This window comes from Cutibacterium acnes, from assembly GCF_003030305.1.
GTDB lineage: Bacteria > Actinomycetota > Actinomycetes > Propionibacteriales > Propionibacteriaceae > Cutibacterium > Cutibacterium acnes.
Genome location: NZ_CP023676.1, coordinates 1,744,118 through 1,767,654, shown reverse-complemented (window position 1 = coordinate 1,767,654; position 23,537 = coordinate 1,744,118). Strand labels below are relative to the sequence as shown.

Here is a 23,537-nt window from a genome sequence, read left to right as displayed (position 1 = left end):
TGGGCCGCCAAGACCCTCGAGCATTCCCGAATCAACAGTCGATTTTAAGCTCCTTGCAGAGCTTGTCGACATGACCCTTGGCTCGAACATTGTACTGGGCTTCGGTGATTTTGCACGAACCGTCCTCAGCAACGTCGACGACGAAGGTGGAGCGAATGACCCCGACGATCTCTTTACCATAGACGTTCTTGGATCCGTAGGCCCCGTAGGCTTTCATAACCTCTTTGCCCTCATCGGAGAGCAGAGTCAGGGTCAACGATTCCTTGGCGACGAACTTTTGCAGCTTGGCGACGGGGTCGGGGGAGATCCCCAGTACTTTGTACCCAGCCTCCTCAAACTCGTCCAAATGAGCGGTGAAATCGACAGCCTGGGTTGTGCATCCGGGCGTCATGGCGGCGGGATAGAAGTACACGATGACACGCTTGCCGGTGAAGTCTGAAAGCGTGATGTGGTCGCCGCTGGCGGCGGGCAGAGTAAAATCAGGGGCCGCATTACCGGGCTGAAGACGGGTGCTCATGACCTCAACGATATAGGCTATTGCTAGACCAGCGCCGCGCCCACGCCGGCGCAAAGCGCAGACACGGCACCAGGAGGGGTCACATGGCTGATAGCAAGTCGAAGGCGAAGGACGAGCGCACTGCCGATGAGATCAGGCGGGATATTGCAGCGACCCGTGCTTGCCTGGCAGCCGGGGTGGAGAACCTCGTGGAGGAGGTGCATCCGGCAACCCTCAAGCGTGAAGCATCTGATCGTGCCCGTGATTTTGTGCAGGGTGAGTTTGATCAGGTCAAGAGCCAGGTCAAAGATGAGAATGGCTGGCGCGTGCAGCGGATCGCGATGGCCGCAGGAGTGCTCGCTGCCGGCGTCGTCAGCATTATTGTGCTGCGCGCGATAGTCGGTCGCGCTACCGGCGCTACCGCTCGTCGCAAGCTTGAGAAGCTGCAGCTTTCTCAGGCGAAGCGGGTTCGTAAAGATGCCAAGCAGCGTCGTAAGGAAGATGCTAAGGCTGCCAAGAAAAATGCCAAGCTCGGCAAGAAGAACGCTAAGAAGTACGGCAAGCTCGATACCGATGACTCGTCGGTAAGCAACCTTGCCGAGAAAATGCTCAAACAGGCCGCCGTGCTGCGTGCACAGGCGGCTGCCGAGCGTGAGAACAGTGCCGCCTAGCAAACAGCGGTCACAGCGCAAAACAGGTTTGGCTCCGACCCATGGTGGACCGGAGCCAAACTGTGTTACCGCATCATTTGATACCGCCAGCAGCCAGGCCTGCGACAATGCGACGCTGGAATACCAGCACCATGATGACTAGTGGCACCGTCATGATGACGCCAGCAGCCATTTGGGAGCCGAACGGGGTGTTGAACTGTGAGGCTCCGGTGAACTTCGACAGCAAGACTGTGGCGGGTTCCATCTTCGGATCGTTGATCATGGTGACGGCGACGAGGAACTCGTTCCACGCACCAATGAAGACGATGATCGCGGTGGTGAAGATGCCGGGGGCTGCCAGCGGGAGGATGATCTTGCGGAAAGCCTGAGCCGGGGAGCAGCCGTCGATCATGGCCGCCTGCTCCAACTCGTCGGGCATCTGCTTGAAGAAGGTCGTAAGGTTCCACACTGCTAGAGGCAGGGAGAACGACAGGTCCGGGATGATCATGGCCTGGTAGGTATTAATCCAATGCCATGCCGAGAAATTCTTCAGCAGTGGCACGATGATGGCCACCAGCGGGAACATCGACGTCGCGATGATGAGAATGAGGAATCCGCCCTTGCCGCGGAAATCTAGGCGCGCGAGCGCGTAAGACGCGAAGGTGGCGATGAGCAGGGCAATGACCGTAACTGCGACGGAGACAATGAGGGAGTTCAGCAGGCCGCGCAGAAAGTTGTTGCTCGGCTGGAAGACTGCCTGGTAATTCTCCATCGACGGATGGGCTGGCCACCAGGTGTTGTCGAAGATCTCCGAGTCGGGACGCAGCGAGGACACCAGCATCCAGTAGAACGGCGCCAGGCAGTAGATGACGATGAGGACGATGCCGATGATCGGCAGCACCTTGGCCCAGGTGTTTTTCTTATGATGGGTCTCCTGGTCGAAGGTCCCCGGCGCAGTTGCAGTTACGGTGCTCATGACGCCACCTCCTTGCTAGCTGCAGCTTGTACAGCATTGGCTTTCTGCCGGGCACGACGCCCACCCGGACGTCCACCAGAGACGAAGGTGGTGGCTTTCATCTTCTTGCGTTTGTGTTTGTCGCCGACGAGGTCAGCTCCGAGGATCTTGATGAACGCGAATGCGATGATGAACACGTAGAGGAACAGGATGATCGCGTACGCAGCAGCAGCGCCGTACCGCAGGTTAGAAGCCTCATCTTGGACCAGCATGGACAGTGTCTCAACTGACTTCATACGCGGCCCCACGAGAATAAACGGCAGATCGAACATACGCAGAGCATCAAGGGCCCGGAACAGCACGGCGACGACCAGTGCCGGTTTAACCAAGGGCAAAGTGATGGAGACGAATCTCTTCCACGCATTGGCACCATCCACCTTGGCCGCTTCGTAAACCTCAGTCGGAATCACTTGTAGACCGGCAAGTGTCAATAGACCGATGTACGGAGCCGTCTTCCAAACGTCGGCAATGATGATCGACCACTTGGCCGTCCAGTTGCCCGAGGCCCACATGATATGCGTGCCGATGATGGCATTCGCCACGCCATTCTGGTTAAAGATCCAGCCCCACAAAATGGCTGAGACGGCGGTGGGGATAGCCCAAGGAACCAGAATGGCGGCTCGGACGATGCCACGTCCGGCCATCGCCCGGTGCATGATGAGCGCCATGATGACGCCGAGGATGGTCTCGAGCACGACCGTAACGACACCGAACAGGGTGGTGTTCCAGAAGGCGGTCCAGAATCTCTCCCCGGAGCCGGTGAAAATGTCGGCGAAGTTCTTCATCCCGACGAACGGCTCGGTCTCGTTGACGAATCCGGTTTCTGGATCCAGCCCGGGCTGGCCGTAGAGGGCTTGCTTCACCGACTGAATGACGGGGATGACGATAACAATCGTCAAGACGATAAGGGTAGGTGCGATGAGTGCTAGGGCTAGACGTTCTTGGGATTTGGCCCGCGAAGACCTTTTGTTGGTCTGTTCCACTGTTGCAGTGGTCATGGTAAAGCTCCTTGTCCCCTGGCGCTGTTGGCCGGGTGGTGCGAGCAAGATCCATAGGTACGGCGAGGTAGGTAACCCGCCCCGCCGTGTCCATGTGGTCGAATGACGGGCAGTTCTTGATGATCGTCTTCAGCTTCTCGGCCAGTTGCTTGGCCGCGCTCTCGGCGTCAGTCTTGCCTTGCAGAGCTGGGTAGATGGCATCCTGGATGGCCGCAGTGACGTCACCATAGGCGACAGCGTGCGGACGCCCTTTAGCAGCGTCGAGGGAGGCTTTCAGAGTTGGCAGATACGGGAGCTTCTTGACGTTCTCGTCCTTGGTGTACAGCTCGCCGTAGATGGGGGCGTTGGACTGCTTCTCGAGGTTGTACTGCTCAGACTCCTTGCTAGTCCACCACTTGACAAACTTAAGGGCTGTGGCCTTGTTCTTGCAGTTAGTGGTGATAGCGCAGTTGTGGCCGCCCAGGGTCTGCGTGTAGGCCTTGCCATCAATGGACGGCAACGGGGCAAGACCGAACTTGTCGGGGCCGAGTTCCTTAAGGTCGTTGCCGTACTGGTAAGGCCAGTTACGTAGGAAGAGGACTTTGCCAGACTCGAAGCCATTGCGGCTGTCCTCTTCCTTCCACTCCAGAGCAGCGGTCGGGATGAGTTTGGATTTGAAGGCGTCGACGGCTGTCTGGATACCTTTGATGGACTCCGGAGAGTCGACGGTCACCTTGCCCGAGTCGTCGACGATCGCACCACCGCAGGTGTTGATGAACTCGGCGATGTTGCAGGTCAGCCCCTCGTATTTGGCCCATTGACCACCAAAGCCGCCGATATTCTGCATACTGGGAAGCTTGCGGACGGCTTCGGTGGCCTTTTTAACGTCTTCCCAGGTTTTGGGGATCTCAACCTTGGCTTGTTCAAGGAAGTCTTTGCGGTAGTACATAATCGGTGCGTCAGTGGTGTACGGGACGGCGTATTGTTTGCCGCGGTAGGAGCCGGTCTCCCACACCGAGTCGATGACGCCGACGGGTTTTGTGTCTGACGGGATTTCGACGATCCAACGGTTAGCGGCGAACTCGGCTACCCACACCAGATCAAGGCCGATGACGTCGTAAGCCGCAGAGTTCGTCTGGGCGGCGTTGATGAGTGACTGGCGTTGCTGATCAGCCTCCGAGGACAACTCAATGAGGGAGACTTTTTCCTTGGGGTACTTTGTGTTCCACTCGTCGAGTCGCTTCTGGACCATGCCACCGGAGAAGTCTTTACCCTGGACCCAGCTGATCGGGCCCTCACCGGTGAAGTCTCCCTCTTTGGCAGCGGGTTTGCTGGATCCCGAGCCCTTCGAGTCCCCGCTAGAGCAGGCTGCTAAGGCACTGAGCGCCAGTGCTCCGACAGAGCCCTGGATAAAGGCTCGGCGGGAGTGTGTGTAGTGCATCATGTGACTTCTTCCTCCTTGATACAGCGATGTCGGCAGCGACATCACGTGCGCATCAGCGACTTTCTGCAGGTGCGACAGGTCACAACTTTAGGCAGCACCCTACACTGCCTTCCTAGCATGTCTGCACAGTATTTCATCAATGGGGTGAATAATCGTGCAGGTGATCAGTTCAGAACCGTATGCTGCTGGTCGGGATTGGCTGTAGAGGATATGAAAAAGTCGTTTTGCCCCACTTCTAGGGCAAAACGACTTTCACTTCGGTGCGCCGCCAGGGACTCGAACCCTGAACCCGCTGATTAAGAGTCAGCTGCTCTGCCAATTGAGCTAGCAGCGCCGACAAGAGACAACACTAGCGGACTTCGGTCACGATGCAAAATCGAAGTGACAAGCTCATGACCGATCGGTTCGCACAGCCTCGATCCGACGCTGTCGCAGCGCCGTCATCTCCGGTATATCGAGGGGCTCTAAACGGCGTCCTAGAGCCATTTCAAGCACGTGGTCGGCTAGCTGCGGGTTGCGTACCAGTACTGGTCCGTGAGGATACGTGCCGATGACGCGACCTTGCACAGCCCCTTCGTCACGACGGTTGCCATTGCCCCAGCCAATCTCTACGGCAGCAAGCGGTTTGGCGTCGGAACCGAGTTCGGTCCAGCCGCCATGATTTTCGAAACCGGTAATGGGATAGGTATTGCCGTCGGGTTGAGTCCAGATGTGCAGCACCTCCCCGACGGCACGCTCTGGGCCACGTCGAGTTTCAGCGTCGAGGAGCCCTAGCCCTTTGATGACCTCATTACGGGCCCCAATGGTGAAGGACTTTCCGCAGATCTGGTAGCCGGCGCACACTGCAAAAAGCATTGCGCCGTCGTCGAGGGCGGTGAACAGCCCGCCATCAGCTTCGAGCTCTTGTACGGCGGTGATCTGGGCGGTGTCCTCTCCGCCCCCCAGCAGGTAAACGGCCCCGTCGGTGGGCACAGGCTGACCAGGCTCGACGATGAGGAGCTCGGCGTCGATGCCACGCCATTGCAGTCGTTTAGTGAGGACGACGGCATTGCCGTGGTCGCCGTAGATACCCAGCAGGGACTGGTACAGCAGGACGATCTTGGGACGGTCGATGTTCATGCCAGTCCTCCGAGTCGGCGCAGTTTCTGGAAAGGTGTGTAGGTTGACAGCACGTCAATAGGGTGCTCGGCGTCCCACTTTCCGGCCAGGAGCGGGGAGGAGAGAGCCTGAGAGAGGTCCTCAATGACGATGTGCTCCACCTCGGCGTATTGCAATCTGACGGCCAGATCAAGAGCACGTGGCCCAGCACAGATGACGGTTCTTCCGGCTAGCTGTTCGTAGTCAACATCCCATAACCACGAGACGTCTTTGCCGTCGGCAGCCACTGCGTCAATGGCCAGCACCAGTGGATTTGAGGTCGTTAGCGGCAGAGATTCTGTCCAGCCGGCGGGATTCTTTGACAGCAGTAGACGGCAGCGAGTGCCACTGATGGTGCAGGTAGCGTAGCGGCCAGCGGGGGATTTCACTGTGGCGATCCCGCGTAAGGCGTCCTCAGGCTGGATGCCCATATGGATAGCCGCTGCGAGGGCACAAGTAGCGTTGGTGAGGTTGAAAGATCCCGGCACTTGGACGTCAAGGTGGAAGCGCCGTCCCGAAGCCTCAACGGCGTCGTGGTCTTCTACCCACCAATCAGCGGCTGGCTGCCGTAATTCGCATCCAGGACAATCCCAGCCTTGATCGCTATGGATAAGGACGGCACCACAGTTGGGACACAGCGTCGCATCGGCTGTCCATCGGGGCTTGGTATCTACCCAAATGACGTGACGAGCTTTTTGACACACCCACACGATGAGTGGGTCGCAGGCATTAGCAACCACTGTCGGTCCGTGTTCGGCTGCTTTCTCGAGGGCCGCCCGCCAATCGCGACCCAGGAAAGTCAGCTCGTGATTGCGGTCAAGCTGGTCGCGGCTGAAGTTGAGCAGCACCAGCACCTCCGGGGAGCCCATTGCTACGACATCAGCGACGACTCGTTCGTCGGTCTCCAGCACCGCGATAGTGGCGTCAGGAGCTTGTCCCAGAGCTGAGACGATGCCGTGGTGCAGGTTTGCACCGTCAGCGTTGGTGACGACGGACCGCTGACCGTCGGGGGTCTCGGCCCGCACTGCGGCAGTGAGGAAGTGGGTCGTCGTGGTCTTGCCGTTGGTCCCGGTGACGCTCGCGATGCGACGTCCCGCCAATAGTTCGGGCAAGGCCCTGGGCGCCAGTTTCATTGTCACCCGACCTCGGATGGACGCTCCCGAGCCCTTCCCTGCTATGCGGGAGACCGTTGCAGCTGTCCGTCCGGCCAGTAGGGCCAGTTGCAGCTGCGGGGAGCTGCGGTGTCTTTGAGGTGACGAGGTCATAGTCCCAATCATGGCAGGAAGGGATGACGGCATCGAAGTGTTCAACCTTGGAAGATGGCGCTTTTAGAGCCACACCAATATGAATTGACAAGGGTGTTCGCTGTTGTTCTGGAGACTCATTGGTAAAGCTGTCGGGCACGCGTGTCACGGTGATTCTCGTCAGTTTTCGGAAGGTTGCTGGATGCCGGACAGGGGGTGCGATGGTCGACGTCGACGCATTGGTGAGCCGTGGTGTCGATGGGTTAGAGGTGCCTAACGGTCATGCTATTCACCCGTTGCTTCAGCCGCTCTTTCCTGGTGGGCTCATGCCCGCGGTGTACCGATTAGACGGGGCGTCTTCGGTTGGGCTGGGATTGCTCACCCACGGCTGGTGTGGAGTGGTAGGTCTGCCCGAGTTGAGCGTCGAGGCGGCGCGGCAGTGGGGAGTCGAGCTGTCCCGGTTGGTGCTCGTGCCTGATCCAGGGAACTGGCTCGAGACGGTAGCTACCCTCATCGAGGGGCTCGATGTTGTCCTCGCTGTAGCTCCGCCACCGCTGCCGATAACAGCGGGAAGACGATTAACAGCTCGGTTGCGTTCCCGAGGTTCAACTCTGGTAGTGCTGGGGCCCTGGCCCAATCCGGCTGCTCGAATCGATGTACGCACGATCGGTTGGCGGGGCCTCGGGCAGGGGTATGGCTGTCTATCAGCCCAAGAACTTGAGGTAACGGTGGTCAGGCACCACCACAACCGTTCAGTGAGGTTAGTTCGCACTAGTGCTGGGGTGCACTCTGCCAAGGAGAGGGCGGATGTTTGCTGAACGACTGAGCCCCTTTCCGGTCCGGGTCCTCTTGATGGTGATCCCACAGTGGCGGATTGTGGCCGCATCTCGGCTTCACCCTGGTGACGCCCCGCTTATGATTGCTGACCGTGGTGTAGTCATCGACTGTTGCGCACGTGCGGCCGAGGAAGGTGTGATTCCCGGCCTGCGGGTGCGAGCGGCCCAGTTACGCTGTCCCGAGGGCGTTGTGGTGCCTTACGATTCTGCCTCTGAGGAGGTCCTCTTTGACGAGGTGGTCCGTGAGATCGAAAAGTCCGTGGCCCCTTCAGTCCACGTAGTGCGACCAGGTGTGGCTGCGGTAGCAGCTCGCGGTGTAGCTCGTTTCTATGGCGATGAGGTTGCTGCTGCTGAGCGTATGGTCAATGTCTTGACCCATATTGGATATTCCCACGTGGGGGTATCGGTAGCTGACGGTCTATTCGCTGCCGAGGTGGCGGCTACCGACAATAGCGGTGAGGGGAAACGGGCCCCCGTCTTTCTCGCCTCAGGAACATCTCGAGCTTTCTTGGCTCCCTACGACGTCTCGGTGTTGGCTCGCACAGGACGGGCCGATGGGGAATTGGTGCGAACTTTGCGCCAACTCGGTCTGACGACAATGGGCGCCTTCGCTGATCTAGATCGTCAACACGTCGTGCAGCGGTTTGCTGATGCCGGTCAGCGTGCTCATGACTGGGCCCGGGGGATGGACGTCACAATGTTGTCGTCTCGACGTCCCCAGGATGACGACGCTATGGAGGTCGTCTTTGATGACCCGGAGCCTTCTGGTGCTCAGGTTGTTGCCAAGGTACGTCCGGTGGTGGAGGAATTTATGACACGTCTGGCAGAGACCGGGCGGGTGTGCTCCCAGGTCCGCATTTTGTTGCGAGCTACTACCGGTTTCTCCGAGCACACCTGGCGTCAGCCTTGGCAGTTCAGCGGTGACGATCTGCTAGCGCGATTGTCGCGTCAACTTAGTGACCTTCCGCGTGGTACCGACGAGTTTGGTGCTGACGAGTTCTGTCAATCAGGCGTACAGGCGGTGCGCATCGTTCCCACCATCCATCGCGCGGGGGAAGCTGCTGAAGGGCTGTTTGGTGCCAGGCCCACTGAGCACCTCGTCCACGTCATCTCTCAGTTGCAGGAGAGGCTGGGCCCTGAGGGGGTCTTGGTGGGGGAGGTCGCCGGTGGCCGGATGCTCAAGGATCGACGCCGACTCGTCCCCTTTGGGACGGTTGTTGAAAATGCTCGCCCGGTGGATCGTCCCTGGCCCGGTCACTTAGATGGCCCGGCCCCCGGGATCGTGTACTCCCGCCCCCTGCCGGCCCGGTTAGAGACGACGGATGGTATGCCTCTAACGACCTCCTCGGATTTGCCCACTATTACTCCTGGGTGGTTCCACGACGGCACGTCGCGGCGGCGTGTTATCGCGTGGGCAGGGCCATGGCCGGTACACCAGAGGTGGTGGAGTACCCCGACCGTTTCAGTGGAAAGGGTGCAACTGATCACCGAGGATCAACAGGCCTGGGTGTTGGCAGGGTCGGCTGACCGCTGGTGGATCGAGGCTCGATACGACGAGGCGTGATTGCGGTGAGCTATCACAATCCGCCAATTCCTTGGCGTGAACTAGAAGGACGTATTTCTGGGAGACCTGCTCCCCATGGTCACCAGGAGAGCCACGCTGACCAGGTCGGTTACCGTCACGTCCGCAAACCTTTTGACCGTCACCCAGTCCGGCCGGAGGGGCCGGTAGTGCCCTATGCCGAATTGCACTGCCATTCCTCTTACAGTTTCCTTGACGGCGCTTCCAATCCCGAAGATCTCGTCATTCGGGCGGTAGAGCTAGGGCTATCAGGACTGGCTTTGACCGATCATGATGGTCTCTACGGAGTAGTCAGGATGGCCGAGGCTGCTGAAGCCTGTGGTCTTTCTACCATCATCGGGTCGGAACTGTCGATTGGTGTTCCTGAGCCGCAGAACGGGGTGGCCGACCCGGTGGGTAGTCATTTACTCGTGCTGGCCAATGGGCCGGAAGGGTATCGACGTCTGGCTGAGGCTCTCACCGATGCTTATCTGGTCGAGGGAGGTCGCAAGGGCCGTCCGGTGCACGATCTTGACCATCTAGCCGAGGTAGCCGACGGGCACTGGACTGTCCTTACCGGGTGCCGCAAAGGAGCGGTAAGGCAAGGCTTAGTTAAGGGGATGCTGCAGGCCGAGGCGGAGCTGCGTCGTCTGGTTGACCTTTTTGGCATCGACAATGTCCTAGTTGAACTGACCGACCACCGGGCTCCCACTGATTCCCGCGACAACGACCTCCTCGCAGAACTAGCTTCTCGTCACAGCTTGTTGACGGTGGCGACGACGGCTGCTCATTACGCCGGGGCCGAGCAGTTTGAGTTGGCCTGTGCCTTGTCAGCGGTGCGAGCCCGACGCAGTCTCGACGAGATGGACGGGTGGTTGCCTCCCGGTCCGGTGGCGCGGCTGCGTAGTGGCGCTGAGATGGCAGATCTTTTCAGTCGTCATCGAGATGCGGTGGACAACACGGTGGCAGTGGCTGAGAGGACGGCTTTCCACTTGAAGTCGGTGCGTCCTCGTCTGCCCGACCAGAAAGTGCCCGACGGCCATACTCCCATCAGCTGGCTGCGTCACTTGGTAGAGGAGGGACGTCGGGCGTGCTACGGGGATGATCCGGTAGCCAAGGACCGCCTGGCTACCGAGCTTGACCTCATTGAGGATCGGGGTTTCGCCGGATATTTCCTCATTGTCTCCGACATTGTGGAGTTTGCGCAGTCGCAGGGAATTTTGTGTCAGGGACGTGGATCGGCTGCGGCTTCGGCAGTCTGTTATGCCCTGGGAATTACCGTCGTCGACCCGGTCTTCTATGGCTTGCCTTTCGAGAGGTTCCTGTCGGTGTTACGCGAGGAGGAACCCGACATCGACGTCGACTTCGACGCTCGTCGTCGCGAGGAGGTCATCCAGTACGTCTACGCCAAATACGGTAGGCGCAATGCTGCCCAGGTAGCCGATGTCATCACCTATCGTCCACGCAGTGCTGTCCGTGACATGGCTAAGGCCCTCGGTTATTCCCAGGGCCAGCAAGACGCGTGGTCGCGTCAAATGGAGAGGCGATCGGTGCCGCCCTTGCCCCACGATCCTGATGGCCCCGAGATTCCTGATGATGTCACCACCCTCGCCCAACAGGTAATGGGTCTGCCACGTCACCTAGGCATCCACTCAGCTGGAATGGTGCTGACGCGAGAACCAGTAGGACGCATCTGTCCCATTGAGCCGGCTCGAATGTTTGGTCGCACGGTGCTGCAGTGGGACAAAGAAGACTGTGCCTGGATGGGGTTGGTGAAGTTTGATCTGCTTGGGTTGGGGATGCTCTCGGCATTGAGTATTTCCTTTGACCTCATCTCCCAGCATTGCGGACGCTTCTGGACTTTGGCCTCTATTCCACGCAATGAGCCGGGGGTTTACGACATGTTGTGTCGCGGTGACAGCATCGGGGTATTCCAGGTAGAAAGCCGTGCCCAGATCGGTGCCCTGCCGCGTCTCAAACCGCGCTGTTTCTACGATCTAGCTGTGGAAATCGGACTTATTCGTCCTGGCCCGGTGCAGGGAGGTGCAGTACATCCCTACATCCGTCGACGTACTGGCGTCGAACCAGTCACCTATCCCCACCCGCTGCTGGAGCCAGTGCTCGAGCGCACCCTGGGTATTCCGCTCTTTCAAGAACAGCTTATGCAGATGGCTACCACGGTGGGCAACTGTACAGCTGCCGATGCTGATCTGTTACGTCGAGCTATGGGGTCCAAGCGGGGGGTAGAGCGTATCGACTCGCTGCGTACCAAACTTTTCGAGGGGATGGCTGCCAATGGGATTGACGACGACACAGCCCAAGGCATCTACGCCCGCATCGAATCTTTCGCGAATTTCGGGTTTGCCGAGTCTCATGCTTTGAGTTTCGCCGGGTTGGTCTACACCTCGGCCTGGATCAAGCTCCACTATCCGGCGGTCTTTCTGGCGGCCCTGCTGCGCAGCCAGCCGATGGGGTTCTACTCCTCGGCAACCTTGGTAGCTGATGCCCGACGGCATGGGGTGGTGACGAGACGTCCTGATGTGGCGAGGTCTTCAGTAGGCGCAGATCTGGAGTTGTTGGATGCGTGCTGTGAAGAGCTCGGTAGTGAAGAATTGGAAACAGGGATAGACGAGTGTCTCCACGACCACGACGAATCCGAGATCGGGGCCTTTGATCCTAATCGTGATGATGGTGATCATCGTCGCGATACCCACTTCGCTGTGAGGCTGGGACTTTCCGATGTTTCCGGTATCAATATCGAGACGGCGACTCGGATTGTTGAGGAGAGAGAGCGCGAATCTTTCGCCAGCCTCGACGATCTTGCCCGTCGGGTTGATCTGAGCGGTGAGGAGGTCGAGGCACTTGCTCTGGCCGGTGCTTTCGACGATCTCGTTGGCTCCAGACGCGGTGCTTTGTGGCAGATCGGCCAGATAAATGGTGTCGCCCCAGGACAGCTGGACGTTCAGGTGGTCACCCAACCTCCTCTACTTCCCGAACCTACTCAGATGGAATTACTGGGTGACGACCTCCGCGCTACCGGTATTAGTACGGCTGATCACCCGGTCCGCCAGGTACGAGATGCCCTTAATCGACGGGGTGTGGTGCAAGTCGACCGGTTAGATGGTGTTGAGACCAGACGACGTATTGAGGTCGCCGGGGTGGTAACCCACCGTCAACGACCCGGGACGGCTGGAGGAGTGACCTTCCTCAACCTGGAGGACGAAACCGGTCTGCTCAACGTCATCGTCACCCCGGGGGCGTGGAGACATTATCGACGTGTTGCCCGAACGTCGCGGGCTTTGGTGGTGCGAGGAATCCTCGAGAGAGGGGATGAAGGAGTGATGAGTTTGCAGGCAGATCGGCTAGAGGCCCTGGATCTGTCAGTACCAACGAAGTCGCGTGACTTCCGGTGAAGGCTTTCTGACTAGGGGTGTTGCCGGTTGGTGGGTGTGGGTTTGTGTTGGTGGTGGGGGTGTGTGTAGTGTGTGTTGGGCCGTTGGGGGCTGCGTGTGTGGTTCTTGGTGGTGGCTGTGTTTGGGATGTTTTCTTGTCGGGTTTGACGGCGGGGGAGGGTTCCGGTATGGTTTTCCGGGCTGCTGCTTTGGTGGTGGTGTGGTTGGCTGGTTCTGCTGGCTGGTTCTGGGATCGTGGTTTTGTGGTTTCGGGGTTGGTGTGGTAGGGTTGGTCGGGTCGCCTTGTGATGGTTTCTGCATGGTTTGTGTGGGGATTGTTGTGGTGGGTGTGATGTTTGAGAACTCAACAGTGTGTCTTTGATAGTCAATAGTTTTTGATGCATCTGTTTGTTGTGGATGTGTCGGATTTGTTTATGATTCCTTTGTGATTCTGGACATGTGACTGAATATTTTTTGGTTAGTGTTTGGGGTTAGTGTATTGGATTCTTCGTGGTGTCACTGTTGCCTGTGTGCGTGCTGTGTGTGCGTGTGTGGGTGGGTGATATTTTTTCATTGGAGAGTTTGATCCTGGCTCAGGACGAACGCTGGCGGCGTGCTTAACACATGCAAGTCGAACGGAAAGGCCCTGCTTTTGTGGGGTGCTCGAGTGGCGAACGGGTGAGTAACACGTGAGTAACCTGCCCTTGACTTTGGGATAACTTCAGGAAACTGGGGCTAATACCGGATAGGAGCTCCTGCTGCATGGTGGGGGTTGGAAAGTTTCGGCGGTTGGGGATGGACTCGCGGCTTATCAGCTTGTTGGTGGGGTAGTGGCTTACCAAGGCTTTGACGGGTAGCCGGCCTGAGAGGGTGACCGGCCACATTGGGACTGAGATACGGCCCAGACTCCTACGGGAGGCAGCAGTGGGGAATATTGCACAATGGGCGGAAGCCTGATGCAGCAACGCCGCGTGCGGGATGACGGCCTTCGGGTTGTAAACCGCTTTCGCCTGTGACGAAGCGTGAGTGACGGTAATGGGTAAAGAAGCACCGGCTAACTACGTGCCAGCAGCCGCGGTGATACGTAGGGTGCGAGCGTTGTCCGGATTTATTGGGCGTAAAGGGCTCGTAGGTGGTTGATCGCGTCGGAAGTGTAATCTTGGGGCTTAACCCTGAGCGTGCTTTCGATACGGGTTGACTTGAGGAAGGTAGGGGAGAATGGAATTCCTGGTGGAGCGGTGGAATGCGCAGATATCAGGAGGAACACCAGTGGCGAAGGCGGTTCTCTGGGCCTTTCCTGACGCTGAGGAGCGAAAGCGTGGGGAGCGAACAGGCTTAGATACCCTGGTAGTCCACGCTGTAAACGGTGGGTACTAGGTGTGGGGTCCATTCCACGGGTTCCGTGCCGTAGCTAACGCTTTAAGTACCCCGCCTGGGGAGTACGGCCGCAAGGCTAAAACTCAAAGGAATTGACGGGGCCCCGCACAAGCGGCGGAGCATGCGGATTAATTCGATGCAACGCGTAGAACCTTACCTGGGTTTGACATGGATCGGGAGTGCTCAGAGATGGGTGTGCCTCTTTTGGGGTCGGTTCACAGGTGGTGCATGGCTGTCGTCAGCTCGTGTCGTGAGATGTTGGGTTAAGTCCCGCAACGAGCGCAACCCTTGTTCACTGTTGCCAGCACGTTATGGTGGGGACTCAGTGGAGACCGCCGGGGTCAACTCGGAGGAAGGTGGGGATGACGTCAAGTCATCATGCCCCTTATGTCCAGGGCTTCACGCATGCTACAATGGCTGGTACAGAGAGTGGCGAGCCTGTGAGGGTGAGCGAATCTCGGAAAGCCGGTCTCAGTTCGGATTGGGGTCTGCAACTCGACCTCATGAAGTCGGAGTCGCTAGTAATCGCAGATCAGCAACGCTGCGGTGAATACGTTCCCGGGGCTTGTACACACCGCCCGTCAAGTCATGAAAGTTGGTAACACCCGAAGCCGGTGGCCTAACCGTTGTGGGGGAGCCGTCGAAGGTGGGACTGGTGATTAGGACTAAGTCGTAACAAGGTAGCCGTACCGGAAGGTGCGGCTGGATCACCTCCTTTCTAAGGAGTTTTTGTGAGTGGAATGTTGGCGTCCTGCCTGTGATGGGTGGGGTTGAGGGCATGCTGTTGGGTTGTGGGGTATCACATGTGTGGTGGCCTGTGCGGTGCTGTGTTGCGTGCGTGTGTGCGTGGTGTGGTGTTCGTGTGGTGGTTGAGAACTGTATAGTGGATGCGAGTATCTTTATTGTTGTATGTGTTTGTGCGACGTGGTGTTGTGCAAAGTTGTGTAGTGCGATCGGTGGATGCCTTGGCACCAAGAGCCGATGAAGGACGTTGTGACCTGCGATAAGCCCTGGGGAGTTGGTGAGCGAGCTGTGATCCGGGGGTGTCCGAATGGGGAAACCTGGAATGTCCGGAGTAGTGTCCGGTGGCCCTGCCCTGAATGTATAGGGGTGTGGGTGGTAACGCGGGGAAGTGAAACATCTTAGTACCCGTAGGAAGAGAAAACAAGTGTGATTCCGTGAGTAGTGGCGAGCGAAAGCGGAGGAGGCTAAACCGTGTGTGTGTTCAAGCCGGCAGGTGTTGCATGTGCGGGGTTGTGGGGGCCTTGTGGTTCTGCTGCCGCAGGATTGGCCAGTGAGAAATGTTGCGTGAAGGTGAAGCGTCTGGGAAGGCGTACCGGAGTGGGTGAGAGTCCTGTAACTGTAAGCGTGGCACTGGTGTGGGGTTGCCCCGAGTAGCGTGGGACTCGTGGAATTTCGCGTGAATCTGGCGGGACCACCCGTCAAGCCTAAATACTCCTTGGTGACCGATAGTGGATGAGTACCGTGAGGGAAGGGTGAAAAGTACCCCGGGAGGGGAGTGAAAGAGTTCCTGAAACCGGTCGCATGCAAGCCGTCAGAGCCTGTGTGGTGATGGCGTGCCTTTTGAAGAATGAGCCTGCGAGTTAGTGATGCGTGGCGAGGTTAACCCGTGGTGGGGGAGTCGTAGCGAAAGCGAGTCCGATAAGGGCGTGAGTCGCGTGTTCTAGACCCGAAGCGGTGTGATCTATCCATGGCCAGGATGAAGCGTCGGTAAGACGTCGTGGAGGTCCGAACCCACTTCAGTTGAAAATGGAGGGGATGAGTTGTGGATAGGGGTGAAAGGCCAATCAAACACCGTGATAGCTGGTTCTCCCCGAAATGCATTTAGGTGCAGCGTTGCGTGGTTCTTGTTGGAGGTAGAGCACTGGATGGTCTAGGGGGCTTATCGGCTTACCGAAATCAGCCAAACTCCGAATGCTGGCAAGTGTAGCGTGGCAGTGAGACGGCGGGGGATAAGCTTCGTCGTCGAGAGGGAAACAGCCCAGATCATCAGCTAAGGCCCCTAAGTGGTGACTCAGTGGGAAAGGATGTGGAGTTGCGTAGACAACCAGGAGGTTGGCTTGGAAGCAGCCATCCTTGAAAGAGTGCGTAATAGCTCACTGGTCAAGTGATTCCGCGCCGATAATGTAGCGGGGCTTAAGTTATCCGCCGAAGCTGTGGCAACCTGTGTGGTTGGGTAGGGGAGCGTCGTGTCAGTGGTGAAGCTGCCGGGTGACTGTGTGGTGGAGTTGATGCGAGTGAGAATGCAGGCATGAGTAGCGTGTGACGGGTGGGAATCCCGTCCGCCGATTATCCAAGGGTTCCAGGGTCAAGTTTGTCTGCCCTGGGTGAGTCGGGTCCTAAGGCGAGGCCGACAGGCGTAGTCGATGGGTAACCAGTTGATATTCTGGTACCGGCTTGTCACCGTCCGTGTCGAGGTGTGTGATGCTAAGCATGTGAGCTTGTCTTGGGAGTGTTTTTGATGCTTCTGGGGTGGGTGAGTGTGTGAACCGATCATGTAGTAGGCAAGCTGCGGAGGGACGCAGTGAGGTAGCTCATCCCCGGTGATGGTTGTCCGGGGCTAAGTGTGTGGACTGTCTGGTAGGTAAATCCGCTGGGCGTGAAGGTTGAGGCATGATGGGGAGCCCATGGTTGTGGGTGAGTGAGTGATCCTGTACTGTCGAGAAAAGCTTCGTGAGCGAGGTGGCGGGTCCGCCCGTACCCTAAACCGACACTGGTGGATAGGTAGAGTATACCGAGGCGATCGAGTGAATCGTGGTGAAGGAACTCGGCAAAATGCCCCCGTAACTTTGGGATAAGGGGGACCTGAGCTGTCGTGCACCCGTGCGGTGTGGTGGCGGTGAGGGGCGCAGAGTCCAGGGGGAAACGACTGTTTACCAAAAACACAGGTCCGTGCGAAGTCGTAAGACGATGTATACGGACTGACTCCTGCCCGGTGCTGGAAGGTTAAGGGGAACTGTGAGTGTATGCGTAGCGGTGAACTTAAGCCCCAGTAAACGGCGGTGGTAACTATAACCATCCTAAGGTAGCGAAATTCCTTGTCGGGTAAGTTCCGACCTGCACGAATGGAGTAACGATTTCCCTACTGTCTCCACCATGAACTCGGTGAAATTGCATTACGAGTAAAGATGCTCGTTACGCGCAGCAGGACGGAAAGACCCCGGGACCTTTACTATAGTTTGGTATTGGTGATTGGGACGGTTTGTGTAGGATAGGTGGGAGACGTTGATGCGGCCACGCTAGTGGTGGTGGAGTCGTTGGTGAAATACCACTCTGATTGTTCTGGTTATCTCACTGTGGACCGTGATCCGGTTCAAGGACAGTGCCTGATGGGTAGTTTGACTGGGGCGGTCGCCTCCTAAAGGGTAACGGAGGCGCCCAAAGGTTCCCTCAGCCTGGTTGGTAATCAGGTGGTGAGTGTAAGTGCACAAGGGGGCTTGACTGTGAGACTGACAGGTCGAGCAGGGACGAAAGTCGGGACTAGTGATCTGACGGTGGCTTGTGGATGCGCCGTCACTCAACGGATAAAAGGTACCCCGGGGATAACAGGCTGATCTTGCCCGAGCGCTCATAGCGACGGCATGGTTTGGCACCTCGATGTCGGCTCGTCGCATCCTGGGGCTGGAGTCGGTCCCAAGGGTTGGGCTGTTCGCCCATTAAAGCGGCACGCGAGCTGGGTTCAGAACGTCGTGAGACAGTTCGGTCCCTATCCGCTGCGCGCGGAGGAATCTTGAGAAGGGCTGTCTTTAGTACGAGAGGACCGAGACGGACTGACCTCTGGTGTGCCAGTTGTTCTGCCAAGAGCATGGCTGGTTGGCTACGTCGGGTTGTGATAACCGCTGAAAGCATCTAAGCGGGAAGCACGCTTCAAGATAAGGGTTCCCACAGGAGTGTTCCTGGTAAGGTCCCCGAGAGATGATCGGGTTGATAGGCCAGACGTGGACGCATCGTAAGGTGTGGAGCTGACTGGTACTAATAGACCGAGGACTTTCATTAACACCATACGCGTGTGTGCGCGTGACTCGTATCCACTATACGGCTCCCAGCCCCTTCACGGGTTGCGCCGTTTAATGTATGTGTTCTACTGTATGGTTTTCAGGTTTTCCGGTGGCCATAGTGGAAGGGAAACACCCGGTCCCATTCCGAACCCGGTCGTTAAGCCTTCCAACGCTGATGGTACTGCACGAGGGATCGTGTGGGAGAGTAAGACGCTGCCGGAATACTTATACTGTTCCTTCCCCCAGGGGGGAAGGAGTATGCGTGTGTGGGTGTATCACCCCTCCAGCCAGACTGGCTGGAGGGGTGATACACCCACACACGCATACCCACACGCCCAGGCCCCAGCCAGACTATAGGTCGCATTATTGCTAGACATAACCAGGCCCGGGTGTAGGGGAATACGAGTGTGGCCTGACACCACACCACCAGATTATGTAACCATGCCACGTGGGAGGCATGGCTAGCGTGTCCTAACACTCACTGAAACCACCACACCAACACTAACTGCTCGGCGCGCTAGCACTACGACCAGAAACCATCACAATCAAAGTATGTGGACCAACCATGCACACCAGGGCCGGCTAGCCACAACAACCTAGAGTCTGGTCGACACGCAACATAACCACACGCCTACCACGATACGACACCACCACAAACCCCACCCGACGACACACCCGCACCAACCACCCAACACTGAGTTCGTGACCTTGTCCGTGACGCATGTATGTTGTGATGCCTGCAGAGTTCATAGGATCTCATAAGCAATGACGTGGCTTCCTCTCAACAGGAAGCCACGTCATTGCTTGAATCTGGTTATCAACACGTTGTTGGGCTGAAGTCAGAATTCCTAATCATGTAGGCGACAACCTTGCCACCGTTAAAGAGGTAATCGATTTCTTTGCCGTGATACGAATATGCGAGGGCCTTCTGAAAGCCCAGCTTGATTCCTGAGAACTCCGTGCTGACGTCGGTCAGTTTGAGTTTAGAATAGTCAGACCGCAGTTGTGCCTCTGTAATTCCAATGCGTGCTCCATTTGAGGTGGCGTTGTTGCCCCCGGTAAAGAGGTATGCTTGTGCCTTACCGCCCTGGGTCCAGACACCACCGAGGAGATCGCCGTATCGGCTATATGCCGTTGGGTTTCGCGTGCAACCGTCACCGACGCCGTCCGGAATAACGTGGATTGTACTGGCAAGTTCGGAGGTGCTCTTGTCTAAGTTAAGAGGTCCAACACCTGCCATTTCGCCAAGACGGATGGGGCTCGCCTTAGCCAAGTCGTACACGATGGCGGCATCGCACTGTTTATTGTTCATGACCTGGCTGGCTGCAACAGCTGCCTTATCTCCCAGGGTCTTGAGCATTGCATCGCAGTCATTATCATCGACAATGACACCGCCCTGGGAGAGAGGCTCCCAATGACTTCCATTTTTCCTCATTACCAGGTGTCCGCCATTGGGACCGGCGGATTTACCGTTAATATTAAATGTAGACGCATAGGCAACAGCAGCGTTTTGTCCATCGGCAGCCAGGCTGACCCACTGCACTTGCGCGTCCGGGGCATTAAATAGCTGACGGACGAGGTCAGGAGACGGGGTAGTCGAGGCATCGTTGGGAACGCTCGGCATCGGTGTGGCGGAAGCAGGAGCGACACTTGTAGCGCCGGCAGTGGCCGTCGATGTCGAGGTGACCGTGACCTCAGGGGTAGGGGACTTTGAGGCCGAGGCGGCCGGCTTCGATGCTGTTGCAGGAACAGCTTTCGTCGCACCCGACTTGGACCTCAGATAAAAGAATACTCCGGCACCGATGGCAACGACGAGAATTGCTGCAACGGCAATAATCCAGTATTGACTTTTGCGTGTAGGTTGGGGAGCATCGCTGAATGGGATCCCGCCGACCGGTTCGCTGATGTGCTCATGGTCGGTGCCGGTTGTACCTGCGGGTGTTCCCTCAGCCATGTAGCTGAGATCTGGCTGTGCGTTAGGCTCATATGCCTGCGTGGCAGGGAAGAACGCTCCAGATGGGCCGTACCAGCCAGGCCCACGTTCACCATTGCTGTCGAAGTAATAGTTTGGGTCGTTTTGGAGATTATCGACGTCACCCTGGCCGATAGCAGCCGCGGGAGTGCTTTGGACGTCATCGATCTGTGCTCCGGGCTGGCCGTCCCAGCCCTGAAGGTTGGGGTCCCAGCCCTGGTGGCTATCCCATCCTTGCGGGTTCTGGCCGGTTTGCCACCCTTGCTGTGGATACTGGGTGGGGTCCCACCCCTGCTGGGGGTTTTGTCCGTCCCAGCCTTGCTGGGGATACTGGCCATTCCAGCCTTCATACTGGCCTGCTGGCTGGCTCCATCCGGGGGGCAGTACTCTCGCTTCCCCAACCATCGCCGCTCTGGGGGTATTGGTTCCAGTCTTGTGGGTACTGGGCGTTCTGATAATCGCTTTGCTGCGGATACTGCTGATTGTCGTAATCGTCAGGATTCGTCGAGAATTGCTGCGTAGCCTCGCGATCCTGCGAGAGTTCCTGGGCTGGCTCGTCATCTCGCGCCTGACCACTATTCGAATCGGGCTGCTCGGGGGTCAATTCGGCGTCATTGTAGCCAGAGTGTGAATCGTCTGGGTACTTCTCTTTGCTGGATCCATCGTCAGTCATGATTCGTTCTCCCCTCACTTCGTCAATGAATGCGCCAATTTGACATTGATGACATGGCTAGCAGCGTCAACAAGACGCTTCTTACCGGACGCGGACGTCGCGGTCGACGTCAACGCGCGAATCATGGGGCCTGCCAGAAGGGGGTCAGCTGTGATAGCTAGATCGCCGCCGGCAGAGACGAATTTGCTTGCCCGATGACCACCATCGACTGAGAATACTGAGACTGAACTCCCCAGGTCGTCGGACACGATGAGTCCCTGATAACCGAAGTCTCCGCGCAGCATATCTGTCATAATCTTTGATGAAAATAACCCGAGGGTGCCGGGATCGATCTTTGAGTAGTACGCGGATGCGATCATGACGGCTTCAGATCCAGCGTCAAAGGCCATCCGGAAAGACTCAAGATATCGGTCGTGGCGGGTGGTCTTGTCGTCAGTAATCCCGGCGGATTTGAAGTCAGTATCCTCCGTGATCCGTCCGATGCCAGGAAAATGCTTAGTGGTCGAAATGATCCCCGCTTTGCGGTGTCCCGCAACGACGGCTGCCGAGTATTGCCCGCAGAGGTGCGGATCGGTTCCGAAACCACGATGATGCTTGGCAATTGGCTTATTACGTACCCCAAGGCGAGGGTCGATGACGCCAGCCACGGGGGAGAAGACCATATGGACGCCGAGTTTGGCGAGTTGACGAGCACCGGTCGTTACGACTGCTTGCACCTTGGCCGGGGACATCCGGGCCAGAGCTTCCTGACTCGGCAGGTGATCGACTCCTGGCACCCGGATGTTCTGGATTTCGCCACCTTCGTGGTCAGTTGCGACAATAGGTTTGATGCCCTGCGGGCTGACGTGATTAACAGCGCTGAGCATGGCCTCAAGCTTGGACCTGCTCGTCCAGTGTCCTAGCAGGAAGATTCCGGCTAAGCACTGGGTGTCAATGAGGTTGGTGATGTATTCGGGGGAGTCTGATGGCACTACGCCGACAAGAATGCATTGGCCGGCGCGTTGCTCGGGAGACAATTTCTTGGCGATTTCGACAACTCGCGGATTCATGCGGATTGGGGTCGGCCTGGAGGTAGCCGTTGAGGCGTGAGATGGAGCCGACGTCGGGCTTGCCGAGGATGACGTCGAGGTGCCAGAAGGAGTCGGTGATGCCGTAACCGTGGTGGACGGTGGCTCCTTGGGCTGGGAATCTTGAGAGACGCATCCAGTAAGCGGCATGCTCAAACCGGCTGCGATGATTGTTCGCCGTCTCATAGGCAGAAGTATTTCACAGTAGGCCAGCTATCATCACTATGCCAGTGACCTATCATCCGGGTATGACGAGATAGACCTCGAGATCCTGGCTGCCACAGTCGACGTATTGCCCGACGGTATTGCAGGAAAAGTGTCGTGATTTTCCTGTTCTTGGATCCTGCGCGTCAATGGCGAAGCTTGCCGGATGGTTTGCTGGCACAGACCGCACCACTTCCAATGCCAGAGGACAGGTGGTGCGAGGATTTGCGATCCAGGCCCCTTGTCCACACTCCACCGCCCCGCCAGGAAGCTGGATCTGTATGGGAGAACTCATCGTTGTCACCGTGGCATGAGCCGTCACAGTTCGCGTTGGCCTGACCTCTGGCGTAGAGGTAGAGATTGGTGCCTGGGTTGGTTGAGGAGCGGCATCCGAATGAGATCCGGGCATCCCCTTGACGTAGAAGAACACCCCGGCTCCAACCAGTACCAGCACAGCTAACAGAGCAATAACCCACCCACTGCCGCGCTGTTGTGTAGCGACAGATGTCGCCGACGGTGCCGGGGGAGTAGCTCCGCTTATCGCTGACGGTGCCGACCGTACCAGTCGTGGCCTGGGCATAGGTTGTGGAGTGGGTCGGACAGGCTGGGACCGTCGACTGACGAGTCGTACCGGTTGCTCACCGTTGCGCCACGAACGCAGCTCAGAGGCCAACACTTCAGCACTGTCGGGACGCTGAGAAGGATCGGGAGCCAGGCACGTCAGTATGGTGTTCCACAGCCGTGGATCGACGCCGGGGATGGCTGGTGGAGGCTGATTGCGGAGAAGATTTCCGGCTGAATTAGCCTGAAACGGCATGTGGCCAGCGAGTATCTCGTATAAGGTCACACCAAATGAGTACAGATCGCTGGCGGCCGTCGGCGTCCAACCAGCTGCAACTTCAGGAGCCTGGTAATAAGGGGTACCAACGACTTCGCGCGGGCCATGAAAGGCGACCGCTTCGGAGACGCCGAAATCGGTAATCCGCGCCCCGCTGACATTCTCAGGATCCTCAATGAGGATATTCGCTGGTTTGATGTCGAGATGCCGAATACCGACGCGGTGAATTGCGGCGAGAGCCTGGCAAACCTCGATTCCCAGGGAGACCGCCGTGCCCTGGTCCAGGCGATGATCCGGAAGGGATTTCAGGACTTGCGCGAGATCCGGGCCGTCAACCAATTCCATGACGATGGCAAACGTTGAGGACTCGACGACCATGTCAGTGACCCGGACGACGGCGTCATCGTCGACGGACATGAAGATGTCACGCTCATCGATGAAGCGTCGGGTTGCGCCCTTATCCGTCGTCAGGGTTGGGTTGAGAATCTTGATGGCACAGGGGGATCCGTCATTGAGGTCATGGCCGCGCCACACCGTGCCCATGGAACCGCGTCCAAGCACATCGTCGAGAACGTAGTGGCTACCGACGCGCTTCGTCGTCGATTTGCCCATGACGCCCTCGTCGGACATGATTT

Annotated in this window: 15 protein-coding genes, 1 tRNA gene, 3 rRNA genes and 2 pseudogenes; 8 read left to right on the top strand and 13 right to left on the bottom strand. The window is 57.8% G+C overall.

Annotated features, from left to right (window positions below; all coding sequences use genetic code 11):
* Positions 1 to 31: 31 nt before the first annotated feature.
* Positions 32 to 517 (bottom strand): thioredoxin-dependent thiol peroxidase, encoded by a 486-nt coding sequence (gene bcp / locus CPA42_RS08810; protein ID WP_002516758.1) that lies wholly within the window; start codon positions 515 to 517, stop codon positions 32 to 34.
* 83 nt (positions 518 to 600) lie between these two features.
* On the opposite strand from bcp, the gene CPA42_RS08805 reads away from it, so the two are divergent.
* Positions 601 to 1,167, top strand: a complete 567-nt coding sequence (locus CPA42_RS08805) for a DUF3618 domain-containing protein (protein WP_002516753.1) — start codon at positions 601 to 603, stop codon at positions 1,165 to 1,167.
* A 73-nt stretch (positions 1,168 to 1,240) separates the two neighbouring features.
* Here CPA42_RS08805 and CPA42_RS08800 read toward each other — a convergent pair whose 3' ends face one another.
* The 6 genes and pseudogenes from CPA42_RS08800 to CPA42_RS08775 form a co-directional block, all read right to left on the bottom strand.
* On the bottom strand, positions 1,241 to 2,122 hold the full coding sequence (locus CPA42_RS08800; protein WP_002516747.1) for a carbohydrate ABC transporter permease: 882 nt from the start codon (positions 2,120 to 2,122) through the stop codon (positions 1,241 to 1,243).
* Entirely contained in the window at positions 2,119 to 3,159 is a 1,041-nt protein-coding gene (locus CPA42_RS08795; protein ID WP_002516749.1) for a carbohydrate ABC transporter permease, read from the bottom strand. The genes CPA42_RS08800 and CPA42_RS08795 overlap by 4 nt, the downstream gene beginning before the upstream one ends.
* Positions 3,160 to 3,271: 112 nt before the next feature.
* Positions 3,272 to 4,582: pseudogene (locus CPA42_RS08790) on the bottom strand (ABC transporter substrate-binding protein); the annotation flags it as partial.
* 261 nt (positions 4,583 to 4,843) lie between these two features.
* Positions 4,844 to 4,916 (bottom strand) — tRNA-Lys (locus CPA42_RS08785).
* Positions 4,917 to 4,972: 56 nt separating this feature from the next.
* Positions 4,973 to 5,701 (bottom strand): type 1 glutamine amidotransferase, encoded by a 729-nt coding sequence (locus CPA42_RS08780; RefSeq protein WP_002516755.1) that lies wholly within the window; start codon positions 5,699 to 5,701, stop codon positions 4,973 to 4,975.
* Complete coding sequence (locus CPA42_RS08775; RefSeq protein ID WP_002519241.1) at positions 5,698 to 6,852, bottom strand: MurT ligase domain-containing protein; 1,155 nt, start codon at positions 6,850 to 6,852, stop codon at positions 5,698 to 5,700. The genes CPA42_RS08780 and CPA42_RS08775 overlap by 4 nt, the downstream gene beginning before the upstream one ends.
* A gap of 332 nt (positions 6,853 to 7,184) precedes the next feature.
* Here CPA42_RS08775 and CPA42_RS08770 point away from each other — a divergent pair, with 332 nt between their 5' ends.
* The gene (locus CPA42_RS08770) at positions 7,185 to 7,781 is read left to right on the top strand and encodes a hypothetical protein (protein WP_002516751.1); all 597 of its coding nucleotides are present in this window, start codon (positions 7,185 to 7,187) and stop codon (positions 7,779 to 7,781) included.
* Positions 7,771 to 9,363 (top strand): Y-family DNA polymerase, encoded by a 1,593-nt coding sequence (locus CPA42_RS08765; RefSeq protein WP_002516745.1) that lies wholly within the window; start codon positions 7,771 to 7,773, stop codon positions 9,361 to 9,363. The genes CPA42_RS08770 and CPA42_RS08765 overlap by 11 nt, the downstream gene beginning before the upstream one ends.
* A gap of 41 nt (positions 9,364 to 9,404) precedes the next feature.
* Here CPA42_RS08765 and CPA42_RS12940 read toward each other — a convergent pair whose 3' ends face one another.
* Positions 9,405 to 9,557: a hypothetical protein gene (locus tag CPA42_RS12940; RefSeq protein ID WP_002519240.1), complete on the bottom strand. Its 153-nt coding sequence runs from the start codon at positions 9,555 to 9,557 to the stop codon at positions 9,405 to 9,407.
* Between CPA42_RS12940 and CPA42_RS08755 the strand changes: the two genes are divergently transcribed.
* The 5 genes from CPA42_RS08755 (at position 9,531) to rrf (ending at position 18,370) form a co-directional block, all read left to right on the top strand.
* On the top strand, positions 9,531 to 12,773 hold the full coding sequence (locus CPA42_RS08755; RefSeq protein ID WP_008600011.1) for an error-prone DNA polymerase: 3,243 nt from the start codon (positions 9,531 to 9,533) through the stop codon (positions 12,771 to 12,773). The two genes, CPA42_RS12940 and CPA42_RS08755, sit on opposite strands and share 27 nt — an antisense overlap.
* A gap of 134 nt (positions 12,774 to 12,907) precedes the next feature.
* The gene (locus tag CPA42_RS13425) at positions 12,908 to 13,039 is read left to right on the top strand and encodes a hypothetical protein (RefSeq protein ID WP_002532337.1); all 132 of its coding nucleotides are present in this window, start codon (positions 12,908 to 12,910) and stop codon (positions 13,037 to 13,039) included.
* Between the two features lie 283 nt (positions 13,040 to 13,322).
* Positions 13,323 to 14,847 (top strand): 16S ribosomal RNA (locus CPA42_RS08750).
* A 215-nt stretch (positions 14,848 to 15,062) separates the two neighbouring features.
* Positions 15,063 to 18,145: ribosomal RNA gene (locus CPA42_RS08745) — 23S ribosomal RNA — on the top strand.
* A gap of 108 nt (positions 18,146 to 18,253) precedes the next feature.
* Positions 18,254 to 18,370, top strand: a 5S ribosomal RNA gene (gene rrf, locus CPA42_RS08740).
* The 16S, 23S and 5S rRNA genes sit together here, the layout of an rRNA operon.
* A 360-nt stretch (positions 18,371 to 18,730) precedes the next feature.
* On the opposite strand, the pseudogene CPA42_RS13595 reads toward rrf, so the two are convergent.
* From CPA42_RS13595 to CPA42_RS08715, 5 genes and pseudogenes are all read right to left on the bottom strand, one after another.
* Positions 18,731 to 18,847, bottom strand: a pseudogene (locus CPA42_RS13595) (GNAT family N-acetyltransferase); the annotation flags it as partial.
* Between the two features lie 118 nt (positions 18,848 to 18,965).
* Positions 18,966 to 20,525, bottom strand: a complete 1,560-nt coding sequence (locus CPA42_RS08730; protein WP_002519246.1) for a hypothetical protein — start codon at positions 20,523 to 20,525, stop codon at positions 18,966 to 18,968.
* Positions 20,467 to 20,793, bottom strand: coding sequence for a hypothetical protein (locus CPA42_RS08725; RefSeq protein ID WP_002519247.1), 327 nt, complete (start codon positions 20,791 to 20,793; stop codon positions 20,467 to 20,469). Before CPA42_RS08725 ends, CPA42_RS08730 begins: the two co-directional genes overlap by 59 nt.
* A 14-nt stretch (positions 20,794 to 20,807) precedes the next feature.
* Positions 20,808 to 21,842, bottom strand: coding sequence for a glycoside hydrolase family 3 N-terminal domain-containing protein (locus CPA42_RS08720; RefSeq protein ID WP_002519248.1), 1,035 nt, complete (start codon positions 21,840 to 21,842; stop codon positions 20,808 to 20,810).
* A 256-nt stretch (positions 21,843 to 22,098) separates the two neighbouring features.
* Complete coding sequence (locus CPA42_RS08715) at positions 22,099 to 23,532, bottom strand: serine/threonine-protein kinase (RefSeq protein WP_002515049.1); 1,434 nt, start codon at positions 23,530 to 23,532, stop codon at positions 22,099 to 22,101.
* Positions 23,533 to 23,537: the final 5 nt, after the last annotated feature.

Bases quoted from the DNA above. Each gene is read 5' to 3' on its own strand.
- CPA42_RS08730 (WP_002519246.1), bottom strand. From the start codon at position 20,525: ATGGTTGGGGAAGCGAGAGTACTGCCCCCCGGATGGAGCCAGCCAGCA.
- CPA42_RS08775 (WP_002519241.1), bottom strand. From the start codon at position 6,852: ATGAAACTGGCGCCCAGGGCCTTGCCCGAACTATTGGCGGGACGTCGC.
- CPA42_RS08800 (WP_002516747.1), bottom strand. From the start codon at position 2,122: ATGAGCACCGTAACTGCAACTGCGCCGGGGACCTTCGACCAGGAGACC.
- bcp (WP_002516758.1), bottom strand. From the start codon at position 517: ATGAGCACCCGTCTTCAGCCCGGTAATGCGGCCCCTGATTTTACTCTG.
- CPA42_RS08805 (WP_002516753.1), top strand. From the start codon at position 601: ATGGCTGATAGCAAGTCGAAGGCGAAGGACGAGCGCACTGCCGATGAG.
- CPA42_RS08765 (WP_002516745.1), top strand. From the start codon at position 7,771: ATGTTTGCTGAACGACTGAGCCCCTTTCCGGTCCGGGTCCTCTTGATG.
- CPA42_RS08780 (WP_002516755.1), bottom strand. From the start codon at position 5,701: ATGAACATCGACCGTCCCAAGATCGTCCTGCTGTACCAGTCCCTGCTG.
- CPA42_RS08725 (WP_002519247.1), bottom strand. From the start codon at position 20,793: ATGACTGACGATGGATCCAGCAAAGAGAAGTACCCAGACGATTCACAC.
- CPA42_RS08795 (WP_002516749.1), bottom strand. From the start codon at position 3,159: ATGACCACTGCAACAGTGGAACAGACCAACAAAAGGTCTTCGCGGGCC.
- CPA42_RS08720 (WP_002519248.1), bottom strand. From the start codon at position 21,842: ATGAATCCGCGAGTTGTCGAAATCGCCAAGAAATTGTCTCCCGAGCAA.
- CPA42_RS12940 (WP_002519240.1), bottom strand. From the start codon at position 9,557: ATGGCAGTGCAATTCGGCATAGGGCACTACCGGCCCCTCCGGCCGGAC.
- CPA42_RS08715 (WP_002515049.1), bottom strand. From the start codon at position 23,532: ATGTCCGACGAGGGCGTCATGGGCAAATCGACGACGAAGCGCGTCGGT.
- CPA42_RS08770 (WP_002516751.1), top strand. From the start codon at position 7,185: ATGGTCGACGTCGACGCATTGGTGAGCCGTGGTGTCGATGGGTTAGAG.